This is a genomic window from Telmatobacter sp. DSM 110680, assembly GCF_039994875.1.
GTDB lineage: Bacteria > Acidobacteriota > Terriglobia > Terriglobales > Acidobacteriaceae > Telmatobacter.
The window spans coordinates 463,752-488,538 of record NZ_CP121196.1; the positions used below are offsets into that span (position 1 = coordinate 463,752).

Here is a 24,787-nt window from a genome sequence, read left to right on the forward strand (position 1 = left end):
TATCTCTGCCGGAGTATTCTGGCGCCATGCGTCCCAGCAGGTCGCTTTTCCCCATCCTTTGGATCTTTATCTGCCTTGGCTCTGTAGCCGCATTGGCGAGCGCCGCTGAGCTGCCCCCGCCTGTCTCGCCGCTAGCCCATACCATTGAAGGTCTCGGCAAGGACGCTATTCCGCTGGAAGGCGCATGGGCTTTCCATACGGGAGACGACCCATCCTGGGCTTCTCCGTCGCTTGACGATTCGCAATGGACCCGTATAACGGCAGACGATACGTGGGGCTCGCAGGGCTTTTACGCGTTCACTGGATATGCCTGGTACAGGTATCACCTCACCATCGATCCAACGACGGGGACCTCGAAGGACCTGGCCCTACTAATTCCGCAGATCGACGACGCCTACGAACTCTATTGGAACGGCCAGCTCATCGGAAAGAATGGTAAGCTGCCGCCAGATCCAACTTGGTATATCAGCCAGCCACCTCAGACATACGGGCTCGGACACATTGTGTCGGGCGTGCTGGCCATCCGTGTTTGGAAGTCGGTGCTCGCCTCAAATGATGCGGGAACGCTGGGTGGGTTTGAGGGCATGCCTTATCTCGGCAGCCCGGAGGCAATCGCGAACCGCAAAGCGCAGAACGATTACAAATGGCTGCGAGGTCAGCAGTTCACGTTCGGCCTTGACTCGTTGTATGCGCTGGTGGCGCTTTTAAGCCTGCTGGGCTGGTTCCGCGATCGAAAGCAATGGGTGCTTCTCGCCATGGCCGGCTACGCTTTGATGCCGATTGCAGGACAGGTTCTGAGCCAGATGCGCATCCCATTCCCGTACGTATTTGCGCTCGGAATGCTGCAGCCGGTGCTTATGTTGCAGGACATCTGCTTGTGGATCCTGGTGCTGCTGCTGCTGGATCTGGAAAACAGCAAGCGGATTGTTCACCTGGCCAGGCTGTGGATCTTCGCCTTTGTGATCGCATTTGGGCTGGATGGAGTTATCACGTTTTGGTGGGGCTCCCAATGGGCAAGGCAGATGCAGCTTGCCGACGCGGTCTTGACCTGCATCTTCACACCGCTGGAGACGTTTCCGATTGTGCTGGTAATCGCTGCGCTAGTGCAGCGCAAGCGGCTTGACCCGGCACGCTGGGCCGTTGCGGCGGCAGCATTCATCACGGAGATGATCTTCGTTGTGCGGAACGGCGCCACTCAGTTCGTGCGTTTCACTCATTGGACACTGGGCGACAAGCTGGCAGCGCCCCTGTTCACGATCAACGGCAATCCCATCGGCTCGCGCCAGCTTGCCAACATTCTGCTGCTGATTTCGATTGTCTATGCTGTTTATCGCTTCTCAATTGAGAATCGCAAGCAGCAGGCGGCGCTAGAGCAGGAGTTCAAAAATGCTGCCGAGCTGCAGCAGGTGCTAATTCCGGAAACGCTTCCCGTAGTGCCTGGCTTCACCGTAACCAGCGCCTATCGGCCGGCGCAGCAGGTGGGCGGCGATTTCTTTCAGATTATTCCGATCGAGGGCGGTTCAACGCTTGTCATTCTCGGCGATGTAAGCGGCAAGGGGTTGCGTGCGGCAATGGCGGTTTCGCTGATCGTGGGGGCCTTGCGTGCGCTAGCCGACGACTATCCCTCTCCTGCACATTTGCTGACACAACTCAACAGGCGGCTTTTTGGGCGCCTGCAGGGGGGATTTGCCACCTGCCTGATTCTGCTATTGAAACCCAACAGCACATGCACGGTCGCCAGCGCGGGTCATCCTGCGCCCTACCTTAACAAGACTGAAATCGAGATTCCCGGCGCGCTGCCTCTGGGCGTTTCACAGAGCACCGCTTATATGGAACGCGAGTTCGCCACACGGCCCGGCGACCACTTTGCCCTCTATACCGATGGCTTGCTCGAAGCACGCAACCGCACCGGCGAGTTGTACGGATTTGCGCGCCTCGACCACCTGTTCTCGTCTCCAACCAATGCGGAAACCGCCACGCAGGCGGCAGTCAACTTTGGACAGGACGACGATATTACCGTGTTGACGCTGACGCGCCTTACGGCGGGCGAAGAGTCGCTCGCGATCCATCTCGCGCCTTCGTTGCAGTCGTGACTTGCCTCACAAATAGTAAATTCGGGATTTTGGATAGCTAAATTGAGGAAAAGATAGGCTCTTGCGGTTGTGCGGTTTGAACCGCTATTGCGGTGGCCGTCACAGTCGTTCGTGATTTTCCTCACATACAGTCGTACATTCATCCCTCCACTCTCAATGTCGAACATGATCTAGATCACAAGAGACGCCGTTTGGTCTCGCACTGGCAGGTCAGGAGATTCGGCTGCAATGAGTGTCTTCAAAGATGCAGGACATCTATTCCGATTCGCGGGACTCTTCGTTCTCGCTTTCATCATCTTTCTTATCGTTCGACATTACGTGGTTCCACCGAGCTTTGGGCAGTATGGACACTATCGTGGCGCGGCCATCAGCGAGATTGCGGCCCGTCCGGTAAAGTTCGCTGGCCACCAGACGTGCGAGACATGCCACAGCGATGTCCTCGACGTGAAGAGCAAGGGCAAACATGCCCATGTGAACTGCGAAGCATGCCACGGGCCGCTGGCGAAACACGCGGATGATCCTTCTTCCGTAACGCCAGTGAAACCAGATACTGCAGTGCTGTGCGCGCGATGCCATACGGCGAGTGCCGCAAAGCCCAAGGACTTTCCTCAGGTCGATCCGGCGGATCACTCCAACGGCGTTCCATGCGAAACCTGCCATCAGCCGCATAGTCCGGCGATCGACGGATCAGCGGTGCCGTCCGCGGTTGCGCCAGCGGCAGGAGGTGCGAAATGAATCTGTCACGACGTCATTTTCTGGTCCTGATGCCGGCGGCCGCCATTGCCTGGAAGGCAGTGCTGGCGGGAACACCGGAACAGGCTGAGAACTACAACAAATCGGACCACTGGTGGGGCATGTTGATCGATGTTCCCAAGTGCATCGGGTGTGGCAATTGCGTTCGCGCATGTGCGGCCGAGAACGATGTTCCCGACGGATACTTCCGCACATGGGTCGAGCGCTACCACGTTACCGACGAGAACATGACGAACCCTGAGGTCATTTCGCCGGATGGCGGCAAAGAGGGATTTCCGGTTGCCAAAGAGGACGCCGAGAAGTATTTCTTTGTGCCGAAGATGTGCAACCACTGCTCTGATTCACCGTGCACGCAGGTTTGTCCCGTCGGAGCGACGTTTGTAACTCCTGATGGCGTGGTGCTGATCGATCAGAAGTATTGCCTTGGGTGCGCATACTGCGTACAGGCTTGTCCTTACGGATGCCGCTACATTCATCCGGAGAAGAAGGTCGCGGACAAGTGCACGCTCTGTTACCACCGCATCACGAAAGGTCTCACGACTGCTTGCGCTGAAAACTGCCCGACCGGCGCGCGTCAGCTTGTTGATCTGAAGAATCCGAAAGATCCAATTCACGAGTTTCTTAAAACGCACAGCGTCCAGGTGCTGAAGCCGCAAATGGCGACAGGTGCGAAAGCCTTTTACAACGGGCTGGATGGGTCGGTGCGCTAATGTGCTATCTCGCGATGTTTCTGCAGGAGCAGGGAAAGATTATGAGCGGCGTTGAAGGCTTCATGTATCCCAACGAAGTTGGGCTGCAGTGGAGCGTATTGATTGTTTTGTATCCATTCATTACGGGACTGGTGGCGGGCGCTTTCATCCTGGCTTCGCTGGAGCGTGTGTTTCACGTCGAAGCCGTGAAGCCTACATATCGTCTTGCACTTTTAACCGCGCTTTCGTTTCTAATTGTCGCGCCGTTGCCGTTGCAGCTGCACCTCGGCCACCCAGAGCGGTCGCCGGAGATGTACTTCACCCCGCACAGTACTTCAGCGATGGCGATGTTCGGTTATGTGTACTTGTGGTACTTGATGGCAGTGCTAGTATTCGAGATTTGGCTCGATTACCGGCGCGACATCGTGCTGTTGGCGCGCTCAAGCAAGGGATTGTTACGGCTGATTTATAAGGTGATGACACTGGGATCCTACAACATCAGTCCACGGTCTTTGCACATCGATGAAAAAGTTGGCTGGATCGTCACGCTGATTGGTATTCCGTCGGCATTTCTGCTGCATGGATATGTCGGATTCATCTTTGGATCGATCAAGGCCAATCCATGGTGGTCGTCGCCTTTGATGCCGGTGGTGTTCATCTTCTCGGCAATGGTCTCGGGTATTGCCGGTGTGATGCTGATCTACATGGCTGTGACGAAACTGCGCAAAGAACCCATTGATATTCGCTGCGTCGACACGATCGCCATGTATCTGTTCTATATCTTCACTATTGATTTCAGCCTGGAGATGCTCGACCTGATTCATCGTGTCTATGAGGCAGACGAATCTTTCCGCAGCCTCAATTTCATGGTCCACACCAAGCTCTATTTTTCGCACATCGTTGTCCAGATCATGCTTGGGACCGTAACTCCACTCGTGCTGTTGTTTATTACGCAGGTGGTCAAGCTACCCGAACAGGTTCGCAAACGGATGTACGTAACATCGGGATGCCTGGCGCTTATGGGGATTTTCGCAATGCGCTGGAATGTGGTTATCGGCGGCCAGTTGTTTTCCAAGAGCTTCCTCGGTTACACCACCTACAAGATGGCGTTGGTGACGCGTGAAGGCTCGATTGTGGCAGTGGCATTGTCGATCCTGCCGCTATTCATTTTGTGGGCCCTGGTGAAGCTTTTGCCGCCGTGGATTAACGAGCATGCGCCCCAGGCCGCTGCTACGGGCGATTGATCGTGCTACCGATGCCGATCGGGTGAGATATGAACGAATCTCCCGGGTCTCTGGAATTGTTGGCTAGTCGCATGGACGAGCTTGAAAAGCGCGTCCATGCACTCGAGCACACGACTGAAGATAGATCGCTGATGTCGAAGCCGGCAGCAGTGCCGACGGCGATCTCCCCCGGCATTGAAGATGCGCCTCTTCAAACCGCAAATGTATTTCCAGTTCTTGGTCGTGCGTTGCTGGGCATCGCCGGCGCTTACGTTCTGCGCGCGATTGCAGAGACTGGATTCGTGCCGAGGCTCGCTGTTGCAGCAGCAGCGATCGTCTATGCTTTAGCGTGGCTGGTCTGGGCCGCGACGTTTTCCAAGGGTTCCAAGTTTGTGCCGCTGATTTATACCGGCACTTCCGCCGCGATCCTGGCGCCGATGTTGTGGGAGATCACGTTACATTTTCACGTTCTTACGCCGACGGCAACCGCCGTTGTTCTGACCGGCTTCATCACACTCGCCACTGTCCTTGGCGCACACGATGGTCTTGCCGCCTCCGCCTGGATTGCGCAATGCGTCGGCTGCATCACCGCGATTGCTCTCGCTCTTGCAACTCACGCGATATTGCCATTCCTGTTTGCGCTCTTAGTTGCTCTGATCGTGATTGAGTATGCAAGGACGGTGGAGCACCCGCAAACGGCGTGGACTCTGATTGCGCTTGCGACCGACGCGGCGATCTGGGGAGCGATTTTTATCTACAGCGGTCCGCAAAATGCTCGTGCTGAATACCCCGAGTTGAGCATCGCCTCGCTGGTATTGCCGGGTTGCGTGCTGTTTGCAATCAGCGCGACCAGCGTCTGCGTGCGCACAATTGTGCAAGGCATAGCCGTCCGCGTCGTGGAGATTATCCAAGTGATGATCGCCTTCGGGCTCGCGATCTCAAGCGTCCTCTTGTTTGCACCGAAGGCGACGACCGAGCTGGGCATCGTTTGCGCAATCATGTCTGCGGGAGCCTATTTTGCAAGTTTCCAATATCTCCGGGCACTAGCTTCCACACGAAACTACCTCATCATTGGTGCGTGGGCGGCAGCTTTGCTAATTGCAGGTGCGATGTGGATGCTGCCGCTTGCGGGCGCAGCCATCATGCTCGCAATCGCTGGGTCGGCGGCTTATCTCGTCGCGGTGAGAACGAATTCCAAAAGTCCTGCATTACATGGGGCATTGTTTCTCTGCACCGCCGCAATTCTTTCGGGAGTGCCGCAGCATGTTTTCAGTGCTCTTGCATCCTCACTTGAAGGAAGACCTTCGCTGGCAGTCTGGGTGATAGCCATCTGCGCTGTCGCGGCATATGCAATCGGAAGCGACACCAGCTCTGACGGATGGGCGGCGCGAGTGCTGCATTTTGTGCCTGCGTTCCTTGCGGCATCCACGATCTCTGCGCTCTTGGTACAAGGCGTTCTGATCCTGGCAAACTTCGCGACCGCGTTGAATCCGCATCACATTGCATTCCTTCGCACGCTTGCCATTTCCGCCATGTCGCTTGGCCTTGCATACGCCGGGTCGCGTTGGGGGCGGTTGGCGATGACGCGGCTGGCCTATGTCGCGCTGGCATTTATCGCGGCCAAGCTGGTGTTCGAGGATCTGCGCCATGGACATATGGAGTTCATTGCAGCATCGATCTTCCTGTTCGCGCTTACGCTGATTGCAGTGCCGCGCCTGGTACGGCGGGGAGCTATGTCCCACGCCGCAGCAAATGGGAAGACCGCTGTACCTGTCGGAAGCTGAGACTAACCGCAGTAATCGGCCGCTGGCTGCGTAGTCATTCTCCCGAGCCGACTCATCTCGTAGCTCGCCGCACGCTAATCTAGGCGATGACGTAGCCAATTTGCGGCCTGCGCTTCTCCGCGCACTTTGACTTTGCTGATATGCACGTCATAGTCCGTTCCGGGCAATAGTGCTTCGAGCACAAACGTCTCCGTTCCCCCTGAGTGAAGTTCACTGTAGCGATAGACGCCCACATCGCCAATGCTGGTTTCGGTACCTCCAGCCGGGGCATCGAGAAAACGCTGCGCGTCCACCACAGTTGGTGAGGCATGGCTTCCGCCGCTCTGCAAGGCCTCTGCCGCATACGATCGCACCAGCTTCGTCCAATAGCTCGTCAACAAATCGGTGTCGGCAAAAATGTCGGCCCATACGATCTCGCCTCGGACGGCAACGACGACTCCGATCGCGTGCTCCTGGCGGAGTTTCTCCAGCACGTCTGCACGTGATTTGATAAGCGGAGCGGCTGCCTCATCCACCTTCTCGCTCACGCCAGCGCTCTGCATGGCACGGGCATAGCTGGTGGTTCCCAGGCTCGCTGGGTCGGCAACTCGTGGCCCTGCAACAGCAACGCCCGAAGACACTGGCGCAGGAGCGGCTAGCGCTCCAGCAATCATCCCGTGCACCGAATTCCAAACCTCCTGCTGGTCTTTCGCAACCATGGCTTTCGCGCGCACCGTGGGTTGAACCATCATGCTCAGCGTGGACGATTTGGCGGATGCGCGAAAAGTCGCGGTGTCTTCAGTCCAGCGTCCGGGTTCGATGCAGAAGACGCCGAGGTCGATCGGATCACTGCCCGCAGGCACGATACGGTCTTTGGCAATTACGCGATCCTGCTTGCCGCCCGTGACGATTTCACCCGCCAGGAGCAACAGTGGCTTGTCAGAGTTGTTTACCAGCACCAAGGTGTTCACCTGGTCTCCGCGATATTGCGGCAACTGAGGATTTGGAAAGGGCCGCGGCACGCCATCATTCAATCTGCCTTGTGCCGGACGAGGGCGGACGAGGCCGCGAACCTTGCCTGCTTCGGTTACCTCCACCTGTCCGCTCTTGATGCCCTCATCAAGGGTGAGGAAGGGCGACGCAGGCATTTTTCCCGATTGGACGATCGGGAAGAGAAGCAGATTCCCGCTCGCAATGGGCGCCAGGACGCGATACGAGCCTCGAACGGATTCTACCGGTCCGCCGGCGGCGCGGACTTGAGCTGTGTGGTGAAATGCAAAACTCGCGATAAGAGCTGCAACCAGAAGCATGGATCCGAAGAATCTTGACCTGATTCGATTACTCATGCGAAGCCTCCGCCGGTTTCAGTCGGACCGGTTCCTATCCTGGAACGAGCCCTCGAAGGTTTCTTGCAGAGTTTTTTTGGCGTATCTTCGAATCGTGGACCGAGCGCCGATCGAGCCCGTGGAAGACTCACTCGCAGACGGGAATTCGTCTGCGCCTCGCGCCCTTGATCGGGGTCTGCTTGATCGGCTCTGGCTTGAGTCGGATGCGGGCACGTGGGGACTGCAACGCGATGAGTTTGATCGCATTGTGGTGCTTGCAGCGGTGACGCAGAACTTCGGCCTAAGTCCAGGGACGATCGCCATTCACGCGCAGCAGGCGACGTTCTTCCAGACACTGAAGCTTGCCGACCTGGTGCTGGCGAAAGCTTGTGCCGCTGGAAATGAGCGCGCATGGGGGCACTTTATGGCGGTCTATGGGCAGCCCTTGACGCGCGCGGCCATTGCGATCAGCGGAAGTGAAACCGTAGGGCGCGACCTTGCTGACTCATTCTATGCGGAACTTTACGGACTGAATGTACGCGACGGAGAGCGCCGCTGCCCGCTTGATTCCTACCGAGGACGCGGTTCGCTGCTGGGATGGCTGCGAACCACGCTGGCCCAGCGCTTTGTCGATCACTACCGGCGTACTTACCGCGAACAGGCTCTCGATGATCAACTGCATGATTCGGCAGCGCCAAGCCCCATGCTCGATCCTGAGCCGGAAGTTCTCGCTTCGCTACGGCAGGCTGTGCAAGCGGCCCTCCTGGGCCAGCCATCCGAGGAGCGGTTTCTGCTTGCAGCTTATTATGTTGACGATAAAACGCTGGCGGAGATCGGCCATGTGCTGCACGTGCACGAGGCGACTATAAGCCGCAGGCTCAAGCGCGCAACGGAAATGGTTCGCAAGCAACTGTTGCGCAATCTTGAGAAAGGCGGAATGAAGCGCAAGGAAGCGGAAGAAGCGCTCGGAACGGATCCCCGCGATTTGGATTTGAGAATGAATCTGAGAAAACTACTGCAAAGTTCTGATGCCGAATCGATCACAGTAGAGACGATCACAAATTCGACAAGCACCCAGGAAACCTCCACGAGCGATTCGCTCTCAGACAGGGCCAAGACCATAGGATGAACCCGACCATCCAATCCGGAATGCATCCCGATGCTGAGAGTCTGACGGCGTTCGCAGAGCAGTTACTGCCAGCGCCCGAACGTGATCAGATTCTGGCGCACATGGCCACGTGCAGCCGCTGCCGCGAAGTTGTGTTTCTTGCGCAAAGAGCGCTCGAAGAAGATCAATCGGAAGTAGTTCCCACTTCGAAGAAGGCGCCAACGGCACGTCGAGCCCGATGGTTCGACGCTTGGCGATGGACCTGGATTCCGGTTGCTGCGCTCGCGACATTCATGGGGTTAGCAGTGCTTCAGCACTTCCGCCACCCTGCGGAATCAACGCAGATGGCCGTTAACAAAACCCCGGCCGACGCTTTGCAGAAGACGGTGCCCTCGAGTATCGCTCCTCCCGCAAAGACCGCTGCAACGACAAACTCTGCAACTCTGAATGCGGAAGTCGTGGAGTCTGCCAAGCCACTGACCAGGCGCGATGAACCTGTACGTCAAGCAGGTAAGGAGGAAACGAAGCGACTCGATGAGAAGAAGGCCGTTGAGCAGAAAGGCTATGCCGCCCTGGCTGGAGCCGCGCCGTTGCCTCCAGGGGTGTCAGGCGGATCAATGCAAGAGATGCTGTCAGCACGCGCGAAAGCTTCACCGACCGGTGGCCCGGCAGCAGTGAACCAATTCCAGCAGCAGAGTATGGCGCAGCAAAACCTCGCACTACAAAACTCCATGATGAAGGCGCAGAACGTTCCCACTGACAAGGTTGTAGCGCCGAGGGCTGCAGCTCTAGGAGCGGCATCAGAGACCGTTTCGGTTCAAGCGGATCAGGTGGCAGTCCTGCCAACTCCCGCTCCTGCTTCTTCTCGGGTTTCCTCCGTTCCACTGACGGGGGAATACCACGGAACGCTTTCCTCGGCAGCCGCAAAGCAAAAAGCGATACAGAAGATTATCTTGCCGAGTGGGCTGGGAGTTCTTGCAACTGCGTCTGAAGCCAGCCGGATCGTCGCTCTCGACACTGCCGGAGCCCTGTTCCTGAGCGAAGACGGTGGCAAGAATTGGCAATCAATTCCATCGCAATGGACCGGGCGGGCATTGCTGGTGCGTACCCGGCCGGTGGGAACTGAGGGCGGTGCCTCACGCGCGCCGCAAATTCTACGGTTTGAGCTAGTGAACGACAAACTGCAAACATGGCTCAGTTACGACGGAAGAATCTGGACGGCGCAGACCCTTCCTTTGAAGTAGCCACAGTTTGCAACACGCCTGCGCTCATGTTCGGATGGTGTTGTTCTCCGGTGTCATCGGCATGCTGCGGAGGCGTACGCCGGTAGCGGCGAAGATTGCATTACCTACGGCAGGCGCCAACCCCACAAGGCCAGTCTCTCCGGCACCGGCGGACGGCAGATCCTTGCGATCGAGCAGGACGATCTCGACTTTTGGAGTGTCGCTGAAACGCGGTACCCGGTACTTTGAAAACAGAGGGTTCTCAATTCTGCCATTGCCGAAGAGAATCCTTTCAAAGAGCGCGCCTCCGATGGCCTGCACAATCGCACCCTGCATCTGATTGCGCAATCCGTCGGGATTCACAATTGCACCCGACTCCCATGCCTCGACCACGCGGCTAATTTTCACCTGCTTTGAGGCAGGGTCGATGGCAACCTCAGCGCACGTGGCGACGAATCCGCCTTTGTCTGTACCGCAAGCAATGCCGAATCCGCGTTCCGGCGTGGACTTCGCGTTGGCCCAGCCGAACTTTTCAGCAGCGGCCTGAACGACGGCTTTGAGCCGAGGGTTACTGACATTTTTCAGACGAAATGCTACGGGATCGATCTTCGCGGCGTGTGCCATCGCATCCATGTGCGACTCGCGCGCAAAGTGATTTGCCGTCGCCGCCAGGCCTCGATACGAGCCTTGGCGCAGAGGCGATTTGGATGGGTGGTACTGGATCAGCTGATTGGCGACATCATATGGCGTGCCGATTGCTGCCGGTCCCGAGTTGTAATTGTGGTGCTCCCATGCTACGAGCGTTCCATCCTGGCGCACGCCGGCTTTGATTTCGATAAGGCCTGCGGGACGGAAATAAGCCCACGTGAATTCGTCTTGCCGCGTCCACACTACCTTCACTGGCTTTCCCGCGGCTCTAGCGAGACGGGCCGCTTCCAGCGCAGCTTCGCCTGTGTGCTTGCCGCCATAGCCGCTACCCATATCGGGGTGGATCACGCGCACTTTTTCAGCAGGCAGTTGAAACGCCTGCATCAGCTCGTCGCGCACTCCGAAAGGCCGCTGCGTTCCGGTCCAGACCGTCAGCTTGCCGTTGCTCCACTCCGCCACCGCGGCTCGCGGTTCGAGAGGAGCATGCGCGATGTACTCGACGGTGTACTCAGCTTCGAGCTTCACATCGGCACTGGCAATTGCTTCAGCGACCGATCCGACCACGTGGTCAGGCCGTCCCGGTTGACCCTCAGGGTTGTTTTTGAGGTACGCAAAAAGTCCTTGATTGGTGGGCTGTTCAGGCACATCCCACTTTGCATGGATCGCTGCCAAGGCGCTGTGGGCAGCGAACGTGTCGTTTGCGATAACTCCTGTGAAATCGCCATCCCGCACGACTTTTACTCCCTGCATCCTCTCCGCTGTACTGGTGTCAAGAGACTGTAACTTGGCATTGAAACCCTCCGGGCGGAGCACCACACCGAACATCATTTCTGGTCGCACGATGTCCGATGGGAACTGATGTTTACCAGTTACGAAATCCCGGCCATTCGCTTTGGGAACCGGCGTTCCAGCAATCTTCCACTCCGTGGGGGGCGTGAACGGCGGATCCCCGGCAACATCCTTCACCAGCGACTCGCCCCGCGTGAGTTCACCGTAGGTCAAAGATTTTGATCCATCGGCGGTTGTTACTTTTCCCGCTGCGGCGAACAGCTTTGAAGCATCGGTCTTCCAGCGCTTCGCGGCCATCTCCACCAGCAATTCGCGGCTTGCAACCGCCATATTGCGCAACTGCGGAGCCATCGTGGGAGTGGTGCGGCTGCCGAAGGTGCCCATATCCCACGGAACCAGGTCCGTGTCGCCCATGACCATGGTGATGGAATCGAAGTGCACGCGTAATTCCTCCGCAACGGCTTGCGCGAGCGAGGTGCGGATGTTCTGGCCCACTTCAACTTTGCCAGTGAACACTTTCACATGACCATCGGCATCTATGTGCAGCCATGCGCTTATGTCCTTTGGAAGCTCGTGGCCTCCGAAGCTTCGGCCCGATTCCTGCGTCCATGATCTGGACGGCGCAAGGCAGATCAGCACTCCGCCACCGAGCACTTTGAGGAAATCTCGCCGATCAAATTGAGTTCTTCGAAGCTCGCCGACATTCGTGACTGCGGGCTTTCCGTCTTCCATAGACTGCTGCTCTCGAAGATTCATCGCGCACCTCCAGCGTGCATCTTGCCCGAGGCGCGTTTGATTGCTGCGAGAATGCGCGGATAGGTTCCACAGCGGCAAACATTGCCGTTCATCGCACCTAGAATTTGTTCATCGTCGTGCGCCTGGTTATCGCGAAGCAAAGCGGTGGCGCTCATGATCATGCCCGAGGTGCAGTAACCGCACTGGAATGCGCCCTCGTCGAGAAACGCCTGCTGCACGGAAGTCAGCGTGCCGTCCACCTCGAGACCCTCAATGGTTGTGATCTTCGTGCCGGCTGCGGCCGCTGCCGGAATTGAACAGGATCTTGTTGCAGTCCCATCCATCAGCACCGTGCAGGCGCCGCACTGACCTTCGCCACAACCATATTTCGTGCCAGTCAGGTTGAGGCGGTCGCGCAGCACGGAGAGCAGTGTCTCCTCCACAGGCGCATCCACTTTGTAAGGTTTGCCATTGACGTTCAGAACCAGTTCGCCCATCGCAAACTCCCGTCAGCTTCAAAAGCTGATCCGGGCTCAAGGATAGCGCAAATGAGCAACGGTTGTTGACCAGTAAGGCAGACGAGTTAGTCAGCTTTTGGCGCGGTGACGGCGCGATTTGCCGCCTTTCTCCTTCTTGACCGCCGAATGGTACTTACGGCGGATATCTTCAATGTTCACCGTAGGTTTTGGCACCTGGATGTTCATTGATTCCAATGTCGCCACAATAATCTCCGACACCGCAAGGTCGCGGAACCACTTGTGATCCGAGGGGATTACAAACCACGGCGCGTCCTTTGTGTTGCACTTGGCAAGCGCATCCTCATAAGCCCGCACATAGTCGTCCCAGTATTCGCGTTCGCTGTAATCGGACTCGCTGATCTTCCAGCGCTTAGTGGGGTCATCGAGTCTCTGCTCGAAGCGCTTTAACTGTTCTTCCTTGCTGATGTGGAGGAAGAACTTCAGGATGTGTGTACCGCTTTCGATGTGCAGCCGCTCGAAGTTGTTGATGTCATCGTAGCGTTTCGACCAGACTTCTTTCGGCACCAGATTGTGTACGCGCACGATCAACACATCCTCGTAGTGCGAGCGATTGAAGATAGCGACTTCGCCACGCTTCGGTGTCTTCGCCTCAACACGCCACAGAAAATCGTGTGCCAGTTCTTCCTGGGTGGGCTCTTTGAAATTGGCTACGTCGCATCCCTCGGGATTCATCGAGCCGATCACATGCTTGATCACGCCGTCTTTACCGCCCGCGTCCAGTGCCTGCAGGCAGATCAGCAGCGAACGTTTGCGCTCTGCGAAAAGCTTCTGCTGCAATTCGCCCATCTTCGCGCAGAGTTCCTGCGTTCTGCGGAGAACATGACTCTTGCCGTGTTTGCCTTTGAATGCCGGATCGAAGTCATCGAGGCGAACAGGTTTACCTGGCTGGATGCGGAATTTTTCGACGAAGTGTTTGCCGGTCATTGCTTTTCCATTTCCGGAGTGTACTCGCCACGACGCGCTGCGACGTTGCACCGGGCTCGATGAACCAGTGCTTTCTGCGCGGCCTGCACGTTGGCGTCTTCGCCATGCCAGATCTGCATCGCCGGCTCCTGAATTGCGCGTGCGAATGAGAACGCCAAGCCCCACGGCATTCGTCCCTTGAACCGCGCATTCATTGCGCTGAGGCGGGCTGACGCAAGCTCGCCGGTCTGACCACCGGAGAGAAACGCGACTCCCGGCACGGCAGCGGGCACGGTGCGCAGCAGGCAATTAATCGTGGCGTCTGCGATTTCTTCGTTTGTATTCTGGCGCGGACATTTAAGTCCGGGAACCACCATATTAGGTTTCAGGATCACGCCTTCGAGCAGAACACGCTGTCGAACGAGCTGGTCGAAGAGAATATGCTGTGTCCGCTCGGTCACTTCGGCGCAGCGTTCCATAGTGTGATCGCCATCCATCAGCACTTCGGGTTCGACAATCGGCACTATGCCGGCTTCCTGACAAAGTGCAGCGTACTGGGCGAGGATTAACGCGTTGGCTTCGAGGCATCCGTGACTCGGAATTCCTTCGCCGATGGTGATGACGGCGCGCCACTTCGCAAACCTCGCTCCCAATTTCACGTACTCGGCAAGCCGATCGCGAAGGCCGTCCAGCCCCTCGGTAATCTTCTCGCCCGGATGCGCGGCCATCGCCTTGGCACCGGCATCCACCTTGATACCGGGGATAATGCCAACCTTTTCGAGCGCTTTGGCGAATGGAATTCCCGCCCTTGTCGTCTGGCGGATGGTCTCGTCCACCAGAATCGCGCCGTTCAGAAAGTCGCCCAGACCAGGCGCATTGACGATCATGTCACGGTAGGCGCGCCGCATCTCCTCGGTCTGGGCAATGCCGGTGGCGACGAAGCGCTTGTTGGCGGTCGGCGTGCTTTCGTCCATGGCAAGCAAACCTTTGTCTCCGGCTACCAGGGCCTTTGCAGTTTTGTTCAGCGCATGCGCATCCATCTCAATATCCTTTCCGACTGTTGATCTCAAAGTCTTTCAAGCGCCGGAAGCCACCCGTAACCTCGCCCGGCTTGATTGGGTACAGTTATAACGTCAGATGCCTGAGACATCCACGAGGTGTGCAACTGTTTCCTTCGCTGACTTACTTTTGCCGCAAAAAAGTCGAACGCAGCAATAACTTAGTGCGTCAAAGTCTACAGGAGCGGTCAACGATGAGGGTGTTCTTGAGCCTCGCACTTGTAGTGTGCGGTACTGCTTCTGCGCAGTTGACACCCATTCCGCCCCCTCCCACCGGTACTCCATCTCACCCGTTTTTCATTACGAAGACCTGGGTCGTCGGAGGCGTCGGAGACTGGGATTATCTGACCATGGATCCGACGGCGCGGCAGCTGTTTATCGCCCACGGACCTTCCGTTCAAGTCGTGGATGTTGAAACGGGCACGGTCGCCGGAGTGGTCAGGGGCATGCGCGAAACCCATTTCGTGGTCCTGGATGCGCAAGGATCTTACGGATATGTCAGCGACGGTCCGGCGGATCTCGTGCGGGTATTCGACCGGCGCACGTTTCAGATCGTTGCGAATATTCCCACCGGGCCGTCGCCGCGCTCCATGGCCCTGGACCCAACCAGCGGGCTGCTCTTTGTAGTTGGCTCTCAAACAACCCCACCTGCCGCGAGCCCGTCGACGAGGCCGCCTCAGCGCACCGCATCATCTTTGCGCCGAGCCAACGCTCCGGGCGGCGACAGTGCGCCCACCTCGCCCCAGGGCGGTCCGATCTCGACGGTAACGGTAATCGATGTAGAGCGCAGAGTTTCTCTTGCGCAGATCGCGGTCTCCGGGAGTCTCGGCTTTGCTGAGGGAGATGGTAACGGACGTGTATACATCACGGTCTCAGATCGCAACCAGATTCTGAAAATGGATGCACAGGCAATCGGCTCTGCGATTCATCGCATCATCGATACGCAAACCTCTGCGAGGCCGAGTACGACACAGCCTACGCAAGCGAGTACGCAACCTGCAGTGAGAACGCAAACTGCGCCGAACTCGCGGTCGGCATCGCAGCAGCTGAATGCTGCAGAAAAAGGGCTTTTGCTGGATTGGACTTCCGGAACGAAGATCGCGCCCCCGGCGGACGCTCTTCCCCACCCGCTTTCTCTCGACTCTAATTGCCAGCGTCCGCGTGCTCTCGCTCTTGACACTGCTCACGAGCGAATCTTTGCGGCATGCACGAATATGCGCATGGTGGCGCTAGATGCCGAGACCGGTCAGACGGTGGCAACTCTCCCAATTGGCATCGGCGCAGACGCCATTGGCTACGACGCGAATCGCGGTCTCATTTTTACTTCGAACGGCGGTAATTCTGGAAGCCTGACTATCATCCGCCAGGATGTGACGGACACCTACTCCGTCGTTCAGATTTTGCCCACGCGCCAGAATGCCCGCACACTGGCTATCAATCCTTCCAATGGCGAGGTCTATCTTGCCAGCGTTATTTATGGTGCCATACTTAATAACCCGCCGATCAATGGTGCGCCGCTGAAGATGAGCGCAGTCGACAGCAGTTTTCAGGTGCTGGTGATCGGAAACTGACATTTCCGGCTTCAAAGTGCGAGCTCGAGGCACTTCTGTTGGTAGGGTCCGTATGACTTTCGACCTCTGCAAATTATTGATTTTTAGACAGTTAATGATTGAGTTTTGTTCGAGCCGCCCTCTCGAGTGACTGGTGCAATTCGTGGTTGCCGATTTTGCCCCGCCCCCTCTCCGCCTCTCAGGCCTATGTGCTCCTGCAACGTGAACTGGGTCACATCTCCGCGTTCTATACCCGCTTAGAATTGCGGAGGTTACGGACCGATTAAAGTCACTCCGCTGGATGCGATGCAGTGCGGATGAGTTCAGCGCGGCTATGGCAGTTCGGCTGCACTGGCAATCAGGTTGGGACCTCGAATGTGGAGCGGCGATGGCCAGGCTGGAAGAACGCGTAAAAGCCAAAACAATGCAGGACCGGATCGCTGACCTGCGAGCCCGACGTGCTGCGATCGAGCTTGGTGGAGGGCGGGAACGGATCGAAAAGCAGCACGCATCCGGCAAGCTTACCGCCCGCGAGCGCATCACAGCTCTGGTCGACAAATCGAGCTTTGAAGAGGTTGGCGCATTTGCCCTTCATCGCGCCTCGTTGTTCGGCATGGCCGGCAAAGAGGTTCCCGCTGACGGTGTAGTCACCGGAGCAGGGTCGGTCGAAGGCCGCCTCATTCACCTTGCCAGCCAAGACTTCACCGTGTTGGGCGGCGCGGCCGGAGAGGTGCATTGCAGCAAGATCGTCGAAATGATGATCATGTCGCTTAAAACCGGAACGCCTTTCGTCTTCATCAATGATTCCGGCGGCGCGCGAGTACAGGAAGGCATCGATAGTCTCGACGGCTATGCGCGTGTGTTCTACAGAAACGTGCAGCTGTCAGGGACGGTCCCCCAAATCGCAGTGATTTGCGGCCCTTGCGCCGGAGGGGCAGCCTACAGCCCCGCGTTGACTGACTTTGTAATTCAGACTCGCCAGGCGCGGATGTTCATTACCGGTCCACAGGTCATCAAGCAGGTGACAGGAGAAGATGTGACTGCCGAGGACCTCGGCGGACCGCAATCGCAGATGAACCGGTCCGGCGTAGTGCACCTGATCGCACAGGACGACAAGGAGGCGCTGCAGTTGTGTCGCCGCCTACTCAGCTTCATGCCTTCAAACAATCTTGAAGACCCGCCGCGCATGCCTTTCAATTCGCGCATCAAGTCTGACTCCGACATGAACTCGATTGTGCCGGTTGATCCCAAGATTGCTTACGACGTACGCGCCATTGTCACGCGCGTTCTTGATTACAACGACTTCCTTGAGATCCAACCCGGATTTGCGCCGAACATCGTGATCGGCTTTGGACGACTTCAGGGACGCCCAGTGGGTATTGTGGCCAACCAGCCGAACGCGATGGCGGGTGTGCTCGATATCAATGCCTCTGACAAGGCCGCGCGCTTCGTGCGTTTCTGCAATGCATTCAATATTCCGCTTCTGACTTTCGTCGACGTGCCCGGATTTCTACCCGGCGTGGAGCAGGAGCGCGGAGGCATCATCCGTCACGGCGCCAAACTGCTGTTTGCTTACTCCGCGGCGACAGTTCCCAAGATCACGGTGGTTCTGCGCAAGGCATACGGTGGAGCGTATATCGCGATGTGTTCCAAGGGACTCGGTGCAGATCGCGTGGTGGCGTGGCCGACTGCGGAGATTGCCGTAATGGGAGCTGAGGGAGCAGCCGAGATTGTCTTTCGGCATGAAATTGAAGCCTCGCATGACCAGGCAACACGCCGGCAGGAGCTGGTCGAAGAATATCGCGAGACATTTGCCAACCCTTATGTTGCCGCTGGAAGACGCCTCATCGATGAAATTATTGAACCGGCTGAGACGCGGCGATACCTTGCGCTCGCCCTTGAATCTATGCATGGCAAACGCGAACTGCGGCCACAAAAGAAGCATGGATTGATTCCGCTGTGAGGACCCGATCGTGACGATACACTGGGCCGACCTGATTCTGATTCTGGCATTCGTTGGTGCTGGCTGTGCGGTCAGCTACCTGATGTTGCTGCATAAACTTCGGCAGATCGTTAACGAACGTCATCTGCAAATTGCAGATCAGCTGGCGGCACTCGACGACGCCATTCGTGCTTTGGAAACCCGCCTCGCCGAGCATCATGCGGCATCGGAGTTGACTGCGGAAGCGCAAAGCGTAGCTGATTCAAGCTTGCTGGATGACACGCGAGATCAGGAACAGTCAGATGCCGTCGCACCTGATATTCAAGCAGTGATCACGGCCGCAGCGGTGGCGGCCATAGGTCAGAATGTACAAATTCGGTCGATAAAACCTGCGACGAGTTCGTGGTCGCAGCAGGGACGCGTGCTTGTGCAGGGATCGCATAATGCTCGCGCCCGCAGGTAGTTTGCAAAGCAGAAGATACAGGAGAGCGCATTGAAGCTTCGCATCACGATCGATGGCAAGGCCTATGAGGCCGAAGTCGAAATTCTCGATGCGGAGGGATCCGCACCCGAGTATCCGCCTTATCCGCCCGCCCCCGCAGCGTATGTTGCTGCCGAGCCACCCGAGATGATCATCGCCGCACAAACAGGTGAAGTGGCAAGTAGTGAGAAAGAGTGCCGCAGTCCAGTGACCGGCATGGTGGTCAAGGTTGAAGTTGAGCCGGGACAGCTGGTTCAGACGAACGATGTCGTCGTGGTTCTGGAATCTATGAAGATGGAAATGCAAATCACGGCGCAGCAAACAGCTGCGGTGAAGAACGTTCTGGTCACCGAAGGATCTGCTGTAAAAGTTAACCAACTGCTCGTGGAGTTTGAATGACGCAAGCGTTCGCTATACACGAAATCGGAAACACCTATGAGAATGGCACCGCAGTGGTAGATGAGCTTCTGAGCGCGGTTCCGGGAATTCTATTTGTCGATCACGTGGCCATTGCCGTGCGTCAGGGGGAATTGGAAGGCCAGATAAGGTCGTACCAGATGCTCGGCTTTCGTGAGATTCATCGCGAAGAAGTGCTCGGCTCCGACCAGGTGCGCGAAGCATTGCTCCAGATTGGAGACGGTCCCAACCTGATCCAGTTGCTCGAGCCTCTCGATGCCGATTCTCCAGTGCAGAAGATGATCGATAAGAATGGCGGACGCGGTGGGTTGGCTCATGTTGCATTTCGTGTGAAGGACGCCCAACACGCCTTCGCTGCAATGCGAGAGCAGGGTTTCAGACTGATCGATGCTGCACCTCGTAAAGGCTCTCGTGGTACTACGGTATTTTTTGTTCATCCAAAATCCAGGGAGGATTCCCCGTTCGGAGTCCTGCTCGAAATCGTTGAAGCTCCTGAAAGTAGATAGTGATGGCTACCGAAAGCTTTCTCTCGGAGTTCCCGCCCGTAAGTACGGAGCAGTGGGAACATATTATCCGCGAGAAGATTACCGGCGCGGAATATGCGTCCAAATTGATCTGGCATCCGGAAGAAGGCCTTGCGGTAAAGCCCTATTACCGGGCGGAAGACCTCGCTGGGCTGCAATTTCTCGACGCTCCTGCTGGAAAGTTTCCATTCGTTCGAGGCGGACGCTCATCGGGGGACTGGCGCATTCGCGAAGAGGTCAATCTTGTCGACGCCGAAGATGCAAATCAATCCGCACGCGAAGTTCTTGCCGCAGGAGCGGAGGAGATTGCATTTCGTCATACTAAACTTGAAAATCCCGGCGACCTTGCGATCCTCCTCGCCGATCTCCATGAAATCCCGGTAGCGTTTGTTGGGTCAGAGCCAAGGCTCGTGCGCCTGCTTGTGGAGAGACTCAGCAATCGCCCACACAGCACAATTATCTCGGCCGACCTTGATCCTCTTGCCGACCTCGAATTGTCCGCGGAATTGATTAGCAATGCGCCTCCCGGTTTCAGGCCATTTGTGATTCATGCTGACCAGTTCCAGGAACGGGCAGCCGGCTCTTTGGAGGAAGTAGGCTTCGCGCTCTCGGCTGCCGTAGATTTTATAGCCGAGATGCGGGAGAGAGGTCTCAGCATCGATCGCATCACCGGATCGATGTCGTTTGCTTTTGCGATCGGTCCAGAGTTCTTCATCCAGATTGCGAAACTGCGTGCCTTTCGCCTGGTTTGGGCGAAGGTAGTTGAATGCTTTGAAGGCGCCATTGTTGCAGCGCGGCCTTTAATCCACACACGCACCGCCTATTGGAACGCGACGGTCTATGATCCGCAAACCAATATTCTGCGCTCGACTACCGAGGCAATCTCAGCGGCACTTGGCGGCGTAGACTCCATTTCGATATCTCCTTTCGATGAGTGCTTCCGGCATCCGGACGACAGCAGCCGCAGGCTAGCGCGGAATACCCAAGTTATTTTGAAGCAGGAGGCGTTTCTATCGCGGGTTGTCGATCCGGTCGGCGGATCCTACATGATTGAAGCTCTCACCAATTCAATCGCATCGAAGGCCTGGAAGTTGTTTCAAGAACTCGAGACTGCGGGTGGATTTCGAAGAGCATTGGCAAGCGGGGTAATTGCATCGGTGCTTGATAGACGAATGACCTCGCGGGAAGAAGCAGTGGCCAACCGGCGGCGCACTTTCACAGGCACAAACCGCTTTGCGGATGCGTCTGAGCAGGCATTGGCTCGCGTTGATGCGTCGCATTCCGGCTCCGTCGCCCGGGCCGCACAGTCTTTCGAAACACTTCGCCTGCGCACTGAGCAGTTCATAAATCAGACGGGCGAACAGCCGCACATTCTTCTCGCTGAAATTGGCGACACAAAGATGCGGAGTGCCCGCTCTCAATTTGCCGCTGATTTTCTGGCGTGCGCCGGACTTGTAACCAACAAGGCTGTCTTTCAGAGCGCAGAATGTGTCGCTGACTCCGATGCGAGATTGGTCGTTCTTTGCAGTTCAGATGTGGAATATCCTCCAATTGCCGCCGAGTTGGTGCAAAGGCTCAGAAAGCATAACAGACCCGCGAGAGTCATCATTGCCGGAAACCCCGACACGGCAGAGGAGCTGAGAAACATCGGCATCGTCGACTTCATTCATCTCCGCAGCAATGCTGTGGAGGTACTCGCAAAGATCCAACAGATGATCGGAATCAAGGATTAAAGATGCGTCCGGATTTCTCAAAGATCGCCTTCAAAGTAGACGCGATAACTGGTTCCGTAGTGCGGAGCGACGAATGGCTTTCGCCGGAACACATTGCGATCAAACGGTCCTACACGCGGGAGGATCTCGTGGGACTTGAGCATCTCGAATATGCTGCCGGGCTGCCACCCTACCTGCGGGGACCGTACAGCACGATGTACGTCATGCAACCGTGGACAATCAGACAATATGCGGGCTTTTCTACCGCGGAGGAGTCGAACGCCTTCTATCGTCGCAACCTTGCTGCCGGACAGAAGGGTCTCTCGGTCGCGTTCGATCTCGCCACGCATCGCGGATACGACTCCGACCATGAGCGCGTGACAGGAGATGTCGGCAAGGCGGGTGTTGCTATCGATTCGATCCTCGACATGAAGATCCTCTTCGATCAGATTCCATTGGATCGGATGTCCGTATCGATGACCATGAACGGCGCGGTACTCCCCATCATGGCCTTCTATATTGTTACGGCCGAGGAGCAAGGAGTTCCTCTTGAGAAACTGAGCGGAACGATTCAGAACGACATTCTCAAAGAATTCATGGTGCGGAACACCTATATCTACCCGCCTGCGCAATCTATGCGCATCGTGGGCGATATCTTCCGCTACTGCGCGCTCAAAATGCCGAGGTTTAATTGCATCAGCGTGAGTGGTTATCACATGCAAGAGGCCGGAGCCACTGCGGATCTGGAATTGGCGTACACGCTGGCAGACGGCCTCGAGTACCTGCGTACCGGAGTCAAGGCCGGTCTTAGTGTAGACGACTTCGCGCCGCGCATTTCATTCTTCTGGGGCATCGGCATGAATCATTTCATGGAGATTGCCAAGCTCCGCGCCGCACGCGTACTGTGGGCAAAAATTGTGAAGCGCTTCGAACCAAAGAATCCAAAATCCTTGGTTCTACGCGCACACAGCCAGACTTCCGGATGGAGTCTGGCGGCCCAGGATCCCTACAACAATGTGGTCCGCACCTGCGTCGAAGCACTCGCCGCGGCTTTGGGGCACACGCAGTCGCTGCATACCAATGCACTCGATGAGGCACTTGCTCTTCCTACAGAGTTTTCCGCGCGGATTGCCCGGAATACGCAACTCTATCTACAGCACGAAACCGGAATCACGCGTGTGATCGACCCATGGGCCGGTTCGTATTATGTGGAACGTTTAACGCATGAGTTGATGCATGCAGCATGGGATCTTATCGAAGAGGTCGAAGAGCTGGGAGGAATGACCAAGGCGATTGAAGCCGGTATTCCCAAGATGCGGATTGAGGAAGCAGCAGCACGCAGGCAGGCAAACATCGACTCTGGCAAAGATGTGATCGTGGGAGTCAATATGCACCGTGCGTCAGAAGAACCGCAGATCCCGGTTCTCGACATTGATGATGCTGCGGTGCGTGCTGCCCAGGTCGCACGGTTAGAACAACTGAGGCTTGAACGCGAACCAGAAGCGGTCGGGGCGGCGCTGCAACTCCTCAATGAGTGCGCGGTTTCTGGGAACGGCAACCTGCTCGAATGCGCTGTAAATGCTGCCCGTGCCCGAGCAACGCTCGGGGAAATTACTTCGGCTCTTGAAAAAGTCTGGGGGCGCTACGAGGCTGTTACGCGGTCGATTGCGGGGGTCTATTCCGCCGCCTCTGCTAATGCGCTGGAGTTTCAAAAGGCACGCGATATGGTCATCGAGTTCGAACGGGAAGAGGGACGAAGGCCACGCATCCTTGTAGCCAAGATGGGGCAGGATGGACACGATCGCGGTGCCAAAGTGATTGCGACGGCATTGGCCGACATTGGCTTTGACGTGGATATCGGTCCCCTTTTCCAGACTCCTCGAGAGGTAGCTCGCTTTGCCGTGGATAGCGATGTCCATGTCGTTGGTGTGTCCTCGCTGGCTGCTGGTCACAAGACACTGGTGCCGGCGTTGATCGAGGAACTTCGGACGTTGGGCCACGAAGAGATCGCCGTTGTGGTGGGCGGTGTGATTCCGCCGCAGGACTATGAATTTCTCTATCACTCTGGCGTCGCGGGAATATACGGTCCGGGCACAGTCATTCCAGTGGCCGCACAGCACATGCTTCAACTTCTTAGCGGGTGCCGCGTTGGGGGCGACTGATTGGCCAACGCAAACGACAGCGCGCTTCAGATCAAGCCAGGTTGCGCCATTCCCCTACCTCCAACTCGTTCGATGCATGTCTCAAAACGCGAGCGGAGGGTTTCCTCAGCGACTTACGTCGAAGGTATTCTCAGAGGCGATCGCTCCGTGCTGGCCCGCGCCATCACGCTGACTGAAAGCTCGCGTGCCACTGACCGGCAGATCGCCGATGAGATTCTCGAGGGATGCTTGTCTGCGAGCGGAAACTCGATTCGCGTAGGAGTTACCGGAATTCCCGGCGCAGGCAAGAGCAGCCTGATCGAAGCTCTCGGAAAGCATTTGATTACTGAACGCGGCGAGAAAATCGCCGTGCTTGCGATTGACCCCAGCAGCCAACTCAGCGGAGGAAGCATTCTGGGCGACAAGACGCGGATGACCTTTCTTGCGGCTAGCGAGATGGCGTTTATTCGCCCCTCCCCATCGCGCGGCGCTCATGGAGGTGTGGCGCAGAACACGCGCGATGCAATCTTGTTGTGTGAGGCGGCCGGCTTCCGAAACATTCTGGTTGAAACGGTGGGCGTTGGCCAGGCGGAAGCTGCCGTTGGCGGCATGGTCGACTTTTTGATGCTGGTCACGCTCGCGGGAGCAGGAGATGAACTGCAGGGCATCAAACGCGGGCTGATGGAGTTGGCTGATGTAGTCGTAGTCAACAAAGCCGATGGTGACAATATCAAATCCGCCGAAACAGCGCGCACTGAAGCAGCAAGCGCATTGCATTTACTGCCCGCTTCGCCCTCCGGCTGGACGTCGCGCGCGATGTGCTGCTCGGCGCATAGTGGACGAGCTGTGGCTGATTTGTGGTCATGCATCCTCGAGCACGACGCCATCACAAAAGCTTCAGGCTGGTTTTACCGCACGCGGCAAGATCAGGCGCGTCGCTCGATGCACGACAGCATTGAGATTGGATTGATGCAGATGTTTCGCTCCAATCCAGCCGTTCAGCAGAGCATGCTTGAGCTTGAACAGAGGGTGCTTGCCGGAAGCATAAATGCCTCCTCTGCGGTTCGCGAACTGCTTGCGCTTTTCGCATCTAAATAGAGCGGCAGCTAACGATCTTCACTTTTGTGAGTGTGCGGCGGCTTCATGTGCGCGCAATGCAGTCAATCGACAA

General features: G+C 56.9%; 20 protein-coding genes. 15 read left to right on the forward strand and 5 right to left on the reverse strand.

The genetic code is table 11. The annotated features are described in order from the left end of the window. Window positions 1-26: 26 nt before the first annotated feature. The 5 genes from P8935_RS01880 to P8935_RS01900 all read left to right on the forward strand — a co-directional run bounded on the left by P8935_RS01880 (window position 27) and on the right by P8935_RS01900 (window position 6,542). The gene (locus P8935_RS01880) at window positions 27-2,093 is read left to right on the forward strand and encodes a SpoIIE family protein phosphatase (RefSeq protein WP_348263312.1); all 2,067 of its coding nucleotides are present in this window, start codon (window positions 27-29) and stop codon (window positions 2,091-2,093) included. A 228-nt stretch (window positions 2,094-2,321) separates the two neighbouring features. Next, on the forward strand, window positions 2,322-2,828 hold the full coding sequence (locus P8935_RS01885) for a multiheme c-type cytochrome (protein WP_348263313.1): 507 nt from the start codon (window positions 2,322-2,324) through the stop codon (window positions 2,826-2,828). Next, window positions 2,825-3,556 carry a 4Fe-4S dicluster domain-containing protein gene (locus tag P8935_RS01890; RefSeq protein ID WP_348263314.1) on the forward strand — a complete coding sequence of 244 codons (732 nt, stop codon included), beginning with the start codon at window positions 2,825-2,827 and terminating at the stop codon, window positions 3,554-3,556. Before P8935_RS01885 ends, P8935_RS01890 begins: the two co-directional genes overlap by 4 nt. Then, the gene (nrfD, locus tag P8935_RS01895) at window positions 3,556-4,779 is read left to right on the forward strand and encodes an NrfD/PsrC family molybdoenzyme membrane anchor subunit (RefSeq protein ID WP_348263315.1); all 1,224 of its coding nucleotides are present in this window, start codon (window positions 3,556-3,558) and stop codon (window positions 4,777-4,779) included. Before P8935_RS01890 ends, nrfD begins: the two co-directional genes overlap by 1 nt. Before the next feature lie 29 nt (window positions 4,780-4,808). Next, window positions 4,809-6,542, forward strand: a complete 1,734-nt coding sequence (locus P8935_RS01900; RefSeq protein ID WP_348263316.1) for a hypothetical protein — start codon at window positions 4,809-4,811, stop codon at window positions 6,540-6,542. A gap of 74 nt (window positions 6,543-6,616) precedes the next feature. Here the strand turns inward: P8935_RS01900 and P8935_RS01905 are convergent, their stop codons facing one another. Further along, window positions 6,617-7,867, reverse strand: coding sequence for a DUF6569 family protein (locus tag P8935_RS01905; protein WP_348263317.1), 1,251 nt, complete (start codon window positions 7,865-7,867; stop codon window positions 6,617-6,619). A 76-nt stretch (window positions 7,868-7,943) separates the two neighbouring features. Between P8935_RS01905 and P8935_RS01910 the strand changes: the two genes are divergently transcribed. Both P8935_RS01910 and P8935_RS01915 read left to right on the forward strand, forming a co-directional pair. Next, window positions 7,944-8,975, forward strand: coding sequence for a sigma-70 family RNA polymerase sigma factor (locus P8935_RS01910; RefSeq protein WP_348263318.1), 1,032 nt, complete (start codon window positions 7,944-7,946; stop codon window positions 8,973-8,975). Further along, complete coding sequence (locus tag P8935_RS01915) at window positions 8,972-10,198, forward strand: zf-HC2 domain-containing protein (protein ID WP_348263319.1); 1,227 nt, start codon at window positions 8,972-8,974, stop codon at window positions 10,196-10,198. The genes P8935_RS01910 and P8935_RS01915 overlap by 4 nt, the downstream gene beginning before the upstream one ends. A 24-nt stretch (window positions 10,199-10,222) precedes the next feature. Here the strand turns inward: P8935_RS01915 and P8935_RS01920 are convergent, their stop codons facing one another. The 4 genes from P8935_RS01920 to P8935_RS01935 all read right to left on the reverse strand — a co-directional run bounded on the left by P8935_RS01920 (window position 10,223) and on the right by P8935_RS01935 (window position 14,831). Then, complete coding sequence (locus tag P8935_RS01920) at window positions 10,223-12,370, reverse strand: molybdopterin cofactor-binding domain-containing protein (RefSeq protein ID WP_348263320.1); 2,148 nt, start codon at window positions 12,368-12,370, stop codon at window positions 10,223-10,225. Further along, window positions 12,367-12,846, reverse strand: coding sequence for a (2Fe-2S)-binding protein (locus tag P8935_RS01925; RefSeq protein ID WP_348263321.1), 480 nt, complete (start codon window positions 12,844-12,846; stop codon window positions 12,367-12,369). Before P8935_RS01925 ends, P8935_RS01920 begins: the two co-directional genes overlap by 4 nt. Window positions 12,847-12,936: 90 nt before the next feature. After that, entirely contained in the window at window positions 12,937-13,812 is an 876-nt protein-coding gene (locus tag P8935_RS01930; protein WP_348263322.1) for a polyphosphate kinase 2 family protein, read from the reverse strand. Beyond that, window positions 13,809-14,831, reverse strand: a complete 1,023-nt coding sequence (locus P8935_RS01935; protein ID WP_348263323.1) for a class I fructose-bisphosphate aldolase — start codon at window positions 14,829-14,831, stop codon at window positions 13,809-13,811. Before P8935_RS01935 ends, P8935_RS01930 begins: the two co-directional genes overlap by 4 nt. 212 nt (window positions 14,832-15,043) lie before the next feature. Between P8935_RS01935 and P8935_RS01940 the strand changes: the two genes are divergently transcribed. From P8935_RS01940 to meaB, 8 genes are all read left to right on the forward strand, one after another. Continuing rightward, a complete protein-coding gene (locus P8935_RS01940) occupies window positions 15,044-16,420 on the forward strand; it encodes a hypothetical protein (protein WP_348263324.1) in 1,377 nt (458 codons plus the stop codon). A 313-nt stretch (window positions 16,421-16,733) separates the two neighbouring features. Then, window positions 16,734-18,362, forward strand: a complete 1,629-nt coding sequence (locus P8935_RS01945; protein ID WP_348263325.1) for an acyl-CoA carboxylase subunit beta — start codon at window positions 16,734-16,736, stop codon at window positions 18,360-18,362. A gap of 10 nt (window positions 18,363-18,372) precedes the next feature. Further along, the gene (locus P8935_RS01950) at window positions 18,373-18,804 is read left to right on the forward strand and encodes a hypothetical protein (protein ID WP_348263326.1); all 432 of its coding nucleotides are present in this window, start codon (window positions 18,373-18,375) and stop codon (window positions 18,802-18,804) included. A 30-nt stretch (window positions 18,805-18,834) separates the two neighbouring features. After that, entirely contained in the window at window positions 18,835-19,221 is a 387-nt protein-coding gene (locus P8935_RS01955) for a biotin/lipoyl-containing protein (protein ID WP_348263327.1), read from the forward strand. Then, window positions 19,218-19,745, forward strand: coding sequence for a VOC family protein (locus tag P8935_RS01960; RefSeq protein WP_348263328.1), 528 nt, complete (start codon window positions 19,218-19,220; stop codon window positions 19,743-19,745). The genes P8935_RS01955 and P8935_RS01960 overlap by 4 nt, the downstream gene beginning before the upstream one ends. 2 nt (window positions 19,746-19,747) lie before the next feature. Further along, window positions 19,748-21,496: a methylmalonyl-CoA mutase family protein gene (locus P8935_RS01965; protein WP_348263329.1), complete on the forward strand. Its 1,749-nt coding sequence runs from the start codon at window positions 19,748-19,750 to the stop codon at window positions 21,494-21,496. Window positions 21,497-21,498: 2 nt separating this feature from the next. Beyond that, the gene (gene scpA, locus P8935_RS01970) at window positions 21,499-23,637 is read left to right on the forward strand and encodes a methylmalonyl-CoA mutase (protein WP_348263330.1); all 2,139 of its coding nucleotides are present in this window, start codon (window positions 21,499-21,501) and stop codon (window positions 23,635-23,637) included. A 72-nt stretch (window positions 23,638-23,709) separates the two neighbouring features. After that, a complete protein-coding gene (gene meaB / locus P8935_RS01975; protein WP_348263331.1) occupies window positions 23,710-24,714 on the forward strand; it encodes a methylmalonyl Co-A mutase-associated GTPase MeaB in 1,005 nt (334 codons plus the stop codon). Window positions 24,715-24,787 lie beyond the last annotated feature (73 nt).

What these genes read in the sequence shown, in the direction of transcription:
- P8935_RS01880 (WP_348263312.1), top strand. Translation starts at nt 27, where the DNA reads ATGCGTCCCAGCAGGTCGCTTTTCCCCATCCTTTGGATCTTTATCTGC.
- P8935_RS01885 (WP_348263313.1), top strand. Translation starts at nt 2,322, where the DNA reads ATGAGTGTCTTCAAAGATGCAGGACATCTATTCCGATTCGCGGGACTC.
- P8935_RS01890 (WP_348263314.1), top strand. Translation starts at nt 2,825, where the DNA reads ATGAATCTGTCACGACGTCATTTTCTGGTCCTGATGCCGGCGGCCGCC.
- nrfD (WP_348263315.1), top strand. Translation starts at nt 3,556, where the DNA reads ATGTGCTATCTCGCGATGTTTCTGCAGGAGCAGGGAAAGATTATGAGC.
- P8935_RS01900 (WP_348263316.1), top strand. Translation starts at nt 4,809, where the DNA reads ATGAACGAATCTCCCGGGTCTCTGGAATTGTTGGCTAGTCGCATGGAC.
- P8935_RS01905 (WP_348263317.1), bottom strand. Translation starts at nt 7,867, where the DNA reads ATGAGTAATCGAATCAGGTCAAGATTCTTCGGATCCATGCTTCTGGTT.
- P8935_RS01915 (WP_348263319.1), top strand. Translation starts at nt 8,972, where the DNA reads ATGAACCCGACCATCCAATCCGGAATGCATCCCGATGCTGAGAGTCTG.
- P8935_RS01920 (WP_348263320.1), bottom strand. Translation starts at nt 12,370, where the DNA reads ATGAATCTTCGAGAGCAGCAGTCTATGGAAGACGGAAAGCCCGCAGTC.
- P8935_RS01925 (WP_348263321.1), bottom strand. Translation starts at nt 12,846, where the DNA reads ATGGGCGAACTGGTTCTGAACGTCAATGGCAAACCTTACAAAGTGGAT.
- P8935_RS01930 (WP_348263322.1), bottom strand. Translation starts at nt 13,812, where the DNA reads ATGACCGGCAAACACTTCGTCGAAAAATTCCGCATCCAGCCAGGTAAA.
- P8935_RS01935 (WP_348263323.1), bottom strand. Translation starts at nt 14,831, where the DNA reads ATGGATGCGCATGCGCTGAACAAAACTGCAAAGGCCCTGGTAGCCGGA.
- P8935_RS01940 (WP_348263324.1), top strand. Translation starts at nt 15,044, where the DNA reads ATGAGGGTGTTCTTGAGCCTCGCACTTGTAGTGTGCGGTACTGCTTCT.
- P8935_RS01945 (WP_348263325.1), top strand. Translation starts at nt 16,734, where the DNA reads ATGGCAGTTCGGCTGCACTGGCAATCAGGTTGGGACCTCGAATGTGGA.
- P8935_RS01960 (WP_348263328.1), top strand. Translation starts at nt 19,218, where the DNA reads ATGACGCAAGCGTTCGCTATACACGAAATCGGAAACACCTATGAGAAT.
- P8935_RS01965 (WP_348263329.1), top strand. Translation starts at nt 19,748, where the DNA reads ATGGCTACCGAAAGCTTTCTCTCGGAGTTCCCGCCCGTAAGTACGGAG.
- scpA (WP_348263330.1), top strand. Translation starts at nt 21,499, where the DNA reads ATGCGTCCGGATTTCTCAAAGATCGCCTTCAAAGTAGACGCGATAACT.
- meaB (WP_348263331.1), top strand. Translation starts at nt 23,710, where the DNA reads ATGCATGTCTCAAAACGCGAGCGGAGGGTTTCCTCAGCGACTTACGTC.